General features: G+C 71.0%; 6 protein-coding genes and 1 pseudogene. All 7 read left to right on the forward strand.

The window, feature by feature from the left end; genetic code table 11:
* The coding region (locus tag AB0H32_RS45385; RefSeq protein WP_361134633.1) for a sugar ABC transporter permease at window positions 1-918 on the forward strand (918 nt) is incomplete at its 5' end.
* Window positions 911-1771 (forward strand): carbohydrate ABC transporter permease, encoded by an 861-nt coding sequence (locus tag AB0H32_RS45390; RefSeq protein ID WP_361134636.1) that lies wholly within the window; start codon window positions 911-913, stop codon window positions 1769-1771. The genes AB0H32_RS45385 and AB0H32_RS45390, both read left to right, overlap by 8 nt.
* Window positions 1772-1800: 29 nt before the next feature.
* Window positions 1801-3165 (forward strand): GH1 family beta-glucosidase, encoded by a 1365-nt coding sequence (locus tag AB0H32_RS45395; protein WP_361134639.1) that lies wholly within the window; start codon window positions 1801-1803, stop codon window positions 3163-3165.
* Window positions 3166-3339: 174 nt separating this feature from the next.
* A complete protein-coding gene (locus tag AB0H32_RS45400) occupies window positions 3340-5214 on the forward strand; it encodes a discoidin domain-containing protein (RefSeq protein WP_361134642.1) in 1875 nt (624 codons plus the stop codon).
* A gap of 19 nt (window positions 5215-5233) precedes the next feature.
* Window positions 5234-5499, forward strand: a pseudogene (locus AB0H32_RS45405) (ABC transporter permease); the annotation flags it as partial.
* On the forward strand, window positions 5496-6119 hold the full coding sequence (locus AB0H32_RS45410; protein ID WP_361134645.1) for a hypothetical protein: 624 nt from the start codon (window positions 5496-5498) through the stop codon (window positions 6117-6119). The pseudogene AB0H32_RS45405 and the gene AB0H32_RS45410, both read left to right, overlap by 4 nt.
* Window positions 6120-6157: 38 nt before the next feature.
* Window positions 6158-6871: a YcnI family protein gene (locus tag AB0H32_RS45415; RefSeq protein ID WP_361134646.1), complete on the forward strand. Its 714-nt coding sequence runs from the start codon at window positions 6158-6160 to the stop codon at window positions 6869-6871.
* Window positions 6872-6965: the final 94 nt, after the last annotated feature.

Consider the following 6965-nt stretch of genomic DNA (forward strand, 5'->3'; position numbering starts at 1 on the left):
AGTTCAGTAGTGTGCTGTTCCGATCTCCTGCCGTACCTACTGCTCCTGCGCGCCCTGCTACTCGAACTATTCGTCCACCTGGTGCCGATGGTCATCGGCATCGTGATGAGCTTCAAGGAGCTCACCCAGTTCTACATCCGCGACTGGGAGAGCGCCCCCTGGACCGGCCTCGGCAACTACAAGGTGTCGGTGGACTTCGACGCCCCCGTCGGCGAGGCCCTGCTGCACTCCTTCTTCGTCACCGTCGCCTTCACGCTGCTGTCGGTCGGCCTGTGCTGGCTGATCGGCACCGCCGCCGCCGTCTTCATGCAGGACGCCTTCCGTGGCCGCGGCCTGCTGCGTGCCCTGTTCCTGGTGCCGTACGCGCTGCCGGTCTACGCGGCCGTCATCACCTGGGTGTTCATGTTCCAGCACGACAACGGCCTGGTGAACCACGTCCTGCACGACCAGCTGCACCTCACCGGCAAGCCCTCCTTCTGGCTCATCGGCGACAACAGCTTCTACGCCCTGCTGACCGTGTCCGTGTGGAAGGGCTGGCCGTTCGCCTTCCTGATCGTCATGGCCGGACTCCAGAACATCCCGAGCGAGCTGTACGAGGCGGCGGCGCTGGACGGCGCCGGGATGTGGCAGCAGATCCGCCGCATCACCCTGCCCTCGCTGCGCCCGGTCAACCAGGTGCTGGTCCTGGTGCTGTTCCTGTGGACGTTCAACGACTTCAACACCCCGTTCGTCCTGTTCGGCAGAGCCGCCCCCGAGGCCGCCGACCTCATCTCGGTCCACATCTACCAGGCCTCGTTCGTCACCTGGAACTTCGGCACCGGATCCGCCATGTCCGTCCTGCTGCTGCTCTTCCTGCTGGTCGTGACCGGCGTGTACCTGCTGGTCACCTCGCGCGGACGGAGAGCCGCAGATGTCTAGCCCCAGTTCCCCGACGGCGCCCCCGCGCTCCTTCGTGTGGTCCCGCCGGATCTTCCTCACGCTGCTCACCGGCTTCGTGCTGGTGCCGGTGTACGTGATGGTCTCCAGCTCGCTGAAGCCCCTCGCGGACGTCACCGGCAGGTTCCGGTGGCTGCCGAGCGGGCTGACCTTCCGGCCGTACATCGACATCTGGTCGACGGTCCCGCTCGCGAAGTACTTCGTGAACTCGCTGATCGTGGCGGGCGCGGCGACCGTCTGCTCGGTGGCCATCGCCGTGTTCGCCGCCTACGCCGTCAGCCGCTACGACTTCCGCGGCAAGCGGGTCTTCACGGTGACCGTGCTGTCGACGCAGATGTTCCCCGGCATCCTCTTCCTCCTGCCGCTGTTCCTGATCTACGTCAACATCGGCAACGCCACCGGAATCGCCCTGTTCGGCTCCCGCGGCGGCCTGATCCTGACGTACCTCACCTTCTCGCTGCCGTTCTCCATCTGGATGCTCATCGGCTACTTCGACTCGGTGCCGCGCGAGCTGGACGAGGCGGCCCTGGTGGACGGCTGCGGACCGCTCGGCGCACTGCTCAGGATCGTCGTACCGGCCGCGATCCCCGGCATCGTCGCGGTCGCCGTCTACGCCTTCATGACCGCGTGGGGCGAGGTGCTCTTCGCGTCCGTCATGACCAACGACACCACCCGCACCCTCGCCGTCGGCCTTCAGGGCTACTCCACCCTCAACGACGTCTACTGGAACCAGATCATGGCCGCCTCGCTCGTGGTGAGCGTGCCGGTGGTCGCCGGGTTCCTGCTCCTTCAGCGCTATCTCGTCGCCGGTCTGACGGCGGGCGCCGTCAAGTGACCGACACCCCGTATCCCGAAGGGACTTCCGTGTCCGAACGCATCGACCTCGCCGCACTCCCGCACGACTTCCTGTGGGGCACGGCGACAGCGGCCTACCAGATCGAGGGAGCCGTCGCCGAGGACGGCCGTTCACCGTCGATCTGGGACACCTTCTCGCACACCCCCGGGAAGATCGCGAACGGCGACCACGGTGACGTCGCCTGCGACCACTACCACCGCTGGCGCGAGGACATCGGCCTGATGCGACGGCTCGGCGTCAACGCCTACCGGTTGTCGGTGGCCTGGCCGCGGGTGATCCCCGGCGGGACCGGCCCGGTCAACCCCAGGGGCCTGTCCTTCTACGACGAACTGGTGGACGGCCTGCTGGAGGCGGGCATCACCCCGTCCGTCACCCTCTACCACTGGGACCTGCCGCAGGTCCTCCAGGACCGCGGCGGCTGGCCGGAGCGGGAGACCGCACTCGCGTTCGCGGAGTACGCCTCGACGGTCGCCGAACGCCTCGGCGACCGCGTGAAGCTCTGGGCGACCCTCAACGAACCCTCCTGCTCGGCCTGGATCGGCCACCTGGAGGGCAAGATGGCCCCCGGCTGGAGCGACCTCACGGCCGCCGTACGCGCCTCCTACCACCTGCTCCTCGGCCACGGCCTCGCCACGCAGGCGATCCGCGCCGCCGCCCCGGGCGCCGAGGTCGGCATCGTCAACAACCTCTCCACCGTGCACGCCGCCACCGACCGCCCCGAGGACCTGGCGGCCGCCCGCCGCCACGACGGGCATGTGAACCGCTGGTGGCTCGACCCGGTGCACGGCCGCGGCTTCCCCGCCGACATGGTGGAGGCGTACGGCATCGAACTCCCGGACAAACCAGGCGACTCGGAGGCCATCGCGGCCCCGCTGGACTGGCTCGGCCTGAACTACTACTTCCCCGCGTACGTCGCCGACGACCCCGACGGACCCGCCCCCCGCGTCCGCTCCGTGCGCCGCCCGGACGTCCCGCGTACCGGCATGGACTGGGAGATCGACCCGGGCGGCATCGAGGCGCTGCTGCTGCGCCTCACCGAGGAGTACGGCCCGCGCAGGATCTATGTCACGGAGAACGGCTCGGCCTACCCGGACGTGGTCCGCTCCGACGGCACCGTCGACGACTTGGAGCGCCAGGACTACCTGGAGCGGCACCTGGCCGCGTGCGCCTCGGCGGCCCGCAGGGGCGCTCCGCTGGCGGGCTACTTCGCCTGGTCGCTGCTGGACAACTTCGAGTGGGCGTACGGCTACGCGAAGCGCTTCGGCCTCGTCCGCGTCGACTACCGCACCCAGGTGCGCACGATCAAGGGCAGCGGACACCGGTACGCGGACATCGTCCGCGTCCACCGCGGCCAGGCACGCCGGGCCGCCTGAGCCGGGGCCCGGACGGCCGGTGGGCAGGGGTGCGGGAGCCCCTGCCCACTGGGCCACCCCTTTCCCGCAATTGTCATGATCGCGACAAGGATGCGGCGAGGGGCACAGGAACCACGAGGAGCACAGGAAGCACGAGGAGCACGAGAAGCACCTCCACCCCACAAGGAGAGCCGTATGCCATCCCGTACCCCCCGCACCCTGCTCGCCGCAGTCGCCACCGCTGCCCTGCTGGCCTCCGGCCCGCTCCTGGCCGCCCCGGCCCACGGCGCTCCGGCAGCCGTCTCCTGGGACACCGACCGCGCGGCCGCCGCCTACGCCGCGAACCCGGCCGCCGTCACCGCCTCCGGCAGCGAGAACGCCGGCACCGCCGCGGGCCTCGCCGTCGACGGCAACGGCGCCACCCGCTGGTCCAGCAACTTCGCCGACGACGCCTGGATCCGCGTCGACCTCGGCTCCGTGATCCGCGTCGACCACGTCGTCCTGGACTGGGAGGCCGCCTACGGCAGGCGCTACGTCCTGGAGGCCTCGGCGAACGGCACCGACTGGACCCCCTTCTACACCGAGACCGCCGGTACCGGCGGCTCCGTCACCGCCCACACCTACCCGCAGGAGGTCACCGGCCGCTACGTCCGCCTGCGCGGCCTGGAACGCGCCACGCCCTACGGCTACTCGCTGTGGAGCTTCAAGGTCTACGGTGGCGAACCGGCCCCGGCGTCCTCGACCCGCACCAATCTCGCGCTGAACCACCCGGCGTACTCGAACCACTACCAGCACGCGGGAAACTCGCCGGCGTTCGTCACGGACGGCGGCTGGCCGGCCGACCTGAAGGGAGACCCGACCCGCTGGTCGAGCGACTGGAACGCGGACCGGTGGGTGTCGGTGGACCTGGGGGCGCAGTCGACGATCGACACCGTGGACCTGTACTGGGAGTCGGCGTACGCGGTCGACTACCTCCTGCAGGTCTCCGACGACAACCGCACCTGGCGCACGGTGTACGAGCCCTCGGCCGCCGACATCGCCGCCCGCCGTGCGAACGTGCAGTCCCCTTCCGACGCGGCCGGCCTGCACGACACGGTCACACTGCCCTCGCCCGTGACGGGCCGCTACGTCCGCATGCTCGGTAAGGAACGCCGTTCCTTCTACAATCCGGCCCCCGCAACGGCCCAGTTCGGCTACTCGCTCTACGAGTTCCAGGTCTGGGGCACCGGTGGCAGCGCGGCGGCCGCCTACCCGTCACTCCCCGCCGACCGGCCGGGCACGTACCGCACCACGTTCTTCGACGACTTCACCGGCGCGGGCCCGGACCGCTCCAAGTGGCGGGTGGTGCGCACCGGCACGGAGATGGGCCCGGTCAATGGCGAGTCCCAGGCATACGTCGACTCCTCCGACAACATCCGCACCGAGAACGGCAGCCTGATCCTGAAGGCGAAGTACTGCAAGGGCTGCACCCGGGCGGGCGGCGGCACCTACGACTTCACGTCGGGACGCATCGACACGCACACGAACTTCGACTTCGCCCACGGCCGGGTGAGCGCCCGCATGAAACTCCCCGTCGGCGACGGCTTCTGGCCCGCCTTCTGGCTGCTGGGCTCCGACGTGGACGACCCCTCCGTCTCCTGGCCGGCCTCCGGCGAGACCGACATCATGGAGAACATCGGTTACGGCGACTGGACCAGCTCGGCCCTGCACGGCCCCGGCTACTCGGCGGACGGCAACATCGGCGCCCGCCAGACCTATCCGAACGGCGGCACCGCCGACCAGTGGCACACGTACGCGGTCGAATGGACCCCGACGGCGATGCGTTTCTCCGTCGACGACCGCCTCGTCCAGGAGACCACCCGCAACGTCCTCGAATCGACCCGCGGCCAGTGGGTGTACGACCACAACCAGTACGTGATCCTCAACCTCGCGCTCGGCGGCGCGTACCCGGCCGGCTGGAACAAGGTGACCAGTCCCTACTGGGGCCTGCCGCAGTCGAGCGTGGACAGGGTCGCGGCCGGGGGAGTGCAGGCGCAGGTGGACTGGGTGCGGGTGGAGCAGAAGGGCTGACCTGCGGGTTCTCCGCCCGCTCGGCTTCCTCGGCCTCGGCGCGCAGCCGCCGTCCCCCGCATGGGGCCACCTCCTCGCCGAGACCAGCCCTACGCCGAGCGCGCCCCCCGGTCGGTCCTCGCCCCGGCCGCCGTACTCGCCGTTCTCGGTGCGCCGGCGGTGACGTCAAGGGGGGCGCCCCGAGACGCCCCGGCCCGGCCCGTCGCCGTCACGACCGGACGGGTGACGGAACAGGACATCGGTGCCTCACGTGCCTCCCGGCCGTGGGAGGATCCCTCACCATGAGCGCGTCACCGGCGGTAAGGAGCCTGCGCGGCGCGGTGTTCGCCGCGGTGTGCGTGCTGCTGGCTGCCGCCGGGCACGGCCTGGCCATGGGGGACATGCCGCCGCTGTGGGCCGACGCCGTCGCCTTTCTCGCGGTCTTCGCGCTCGGCTGCACGCTCGGCGGACGGGAGAGGTCGCTGCCGGGCATCGGCGCCGCCATGCTCCTCACCCAGGCCGGCCTGCACATCGCCTTCGACGCGGCCCACCAGAGCACCGCTGGGGGCAGTGCGCACATGCTCCGCATGGCGTCCATGCCCGGCCACACCATGGCGATGACGCAGGCCCACGCCCAGCCGGTGCACACGCACCCGACCGCCTGCGCCACCGCAGCGCACGTCCTCGCCGCTCTGGTCGCGTCCTGGTGGCTCAGGCGGGGCGAGGCCGCGCTGTGGTCGCTGCTGCGCCGTGCCGCAGCACTCGTACCCGCGGGGCTCCTCGCCTGGTGGCGGGGCACCCGGCCGCCCGCCCCCGCCGGTCCCGCCCTGCGGGTGCCGGACGGCCCCGAGCCGCCCCGCCGGCCCGCGCTGCGGCACGCGGTGAGCCGCCGCGGACCCCCGGCCCCGATCCCGTACCCGGTCTGACCATCCACCACGTCACTCGTACGGAGATCACCTCACTCATGTCCGCGACACGCACCACCCTGCGCCGTGCCGGTACCCTCGCCGCCCTGACCGCCGCCGGACTCCTCGCCGCGGCCGGCGTCGCCTCCGCGCACGTCACCGTCCACCCGGAGAGCTACGCCAAGGGGGCCACGGACGGCGTGCTGACCTTCCGCGTGCCCAACGAGGAGGACAGCGCCTCCACCACCAAGGTGCAGGTCTTCCTGCCCACCGACCACCCCGTCCTCGGCGTCCTGGTCCACCCGCAGGACGGCTGGACCGCCAAGGTGACCACCACCAAGCTCAAGAAGCCGGTGAAGACCGACGACGGCACGATCACCGAAGCCGCCTCCGAGATCACCTTCACCGGCGGGAAGATCGGCGCCGGGCAGTACGAGGACTTCGACGTCGCCTTCGGTCAGCTGCCCGACGACACCGACCAGTTGACGTTCAAGACGCTGCAGACCTACTCCGACGGCAAGGTCGCCCGCTGGATCGAGGAGCCGAGCGGCGGGGACGAGCCGGAGAACCCGGCGCCCATGCTCAAGCTCACCGCGGGCGGCGAGACCGCTGCCGCCGCGCCGTCGAAGACAACGTCCGCCGACACGTCCAAGGCCGCCGACGCGAGCGACTCCACGGCCCGCGGCCTCGGCATCGCCGGGCTGGTCGTGGGCGTGCTGGGCCTCGCGGCAGCCGCCTTCGCGATCGTCCGGGTCCGCTCCGCCCGGTCGTAGGCGCACGGCGCAGAGCGAAGGGCGCAGAGCGAAGGGCGCAGAGCGAAGGGCGCAGAGCGAAGGGCGCAGAGCGAAGGGCGCCCGCCGGAGGCCG

It is taken from the genome of Streptomyces sp. NPDC020362 (assembly GCF_040642095.1).
Lineage (GTDB): Bacteria > Actinomycetota > Actinomycetes > Streptomycetales > Streptomycetaceae > Streptomyces.

What these genes read in the sequence shown, in the direction of transcription:
- AB0H32_RS45390 (WP_361134636.1), top strand. Translation starts at nt 911, where the DNA reads ATGTCTAGCCCCAGTTCCCCGACGGCGCCCCCGCGCTCCTTCGTGTGG.
- AB0H32_RS45400 (WP_361134642.1), top strand. Translation starts at nt 3,340, where the DNA reads ATGCCATCCCGTACCCCCCGCACCCTGCTCGCCGCAGTCGCCACCGCT.
- AB0H32_RS45410 (WP_361134645.1), top strand. Translation starts at nt 5,496, where the DNA reads ATGAGCGCGTCACCGGCGGTAAGGAGCCTGCGCGGCGCGGTGTTCGCC.
- AB0H32_RS45415 (WP_361134646.1), top strand. Translation starts at nt 6,158, where the DNA reads ATGTCCGCGACACGCACCACCCTGCGCCGTGCCGGTACCCTCGCCGCC.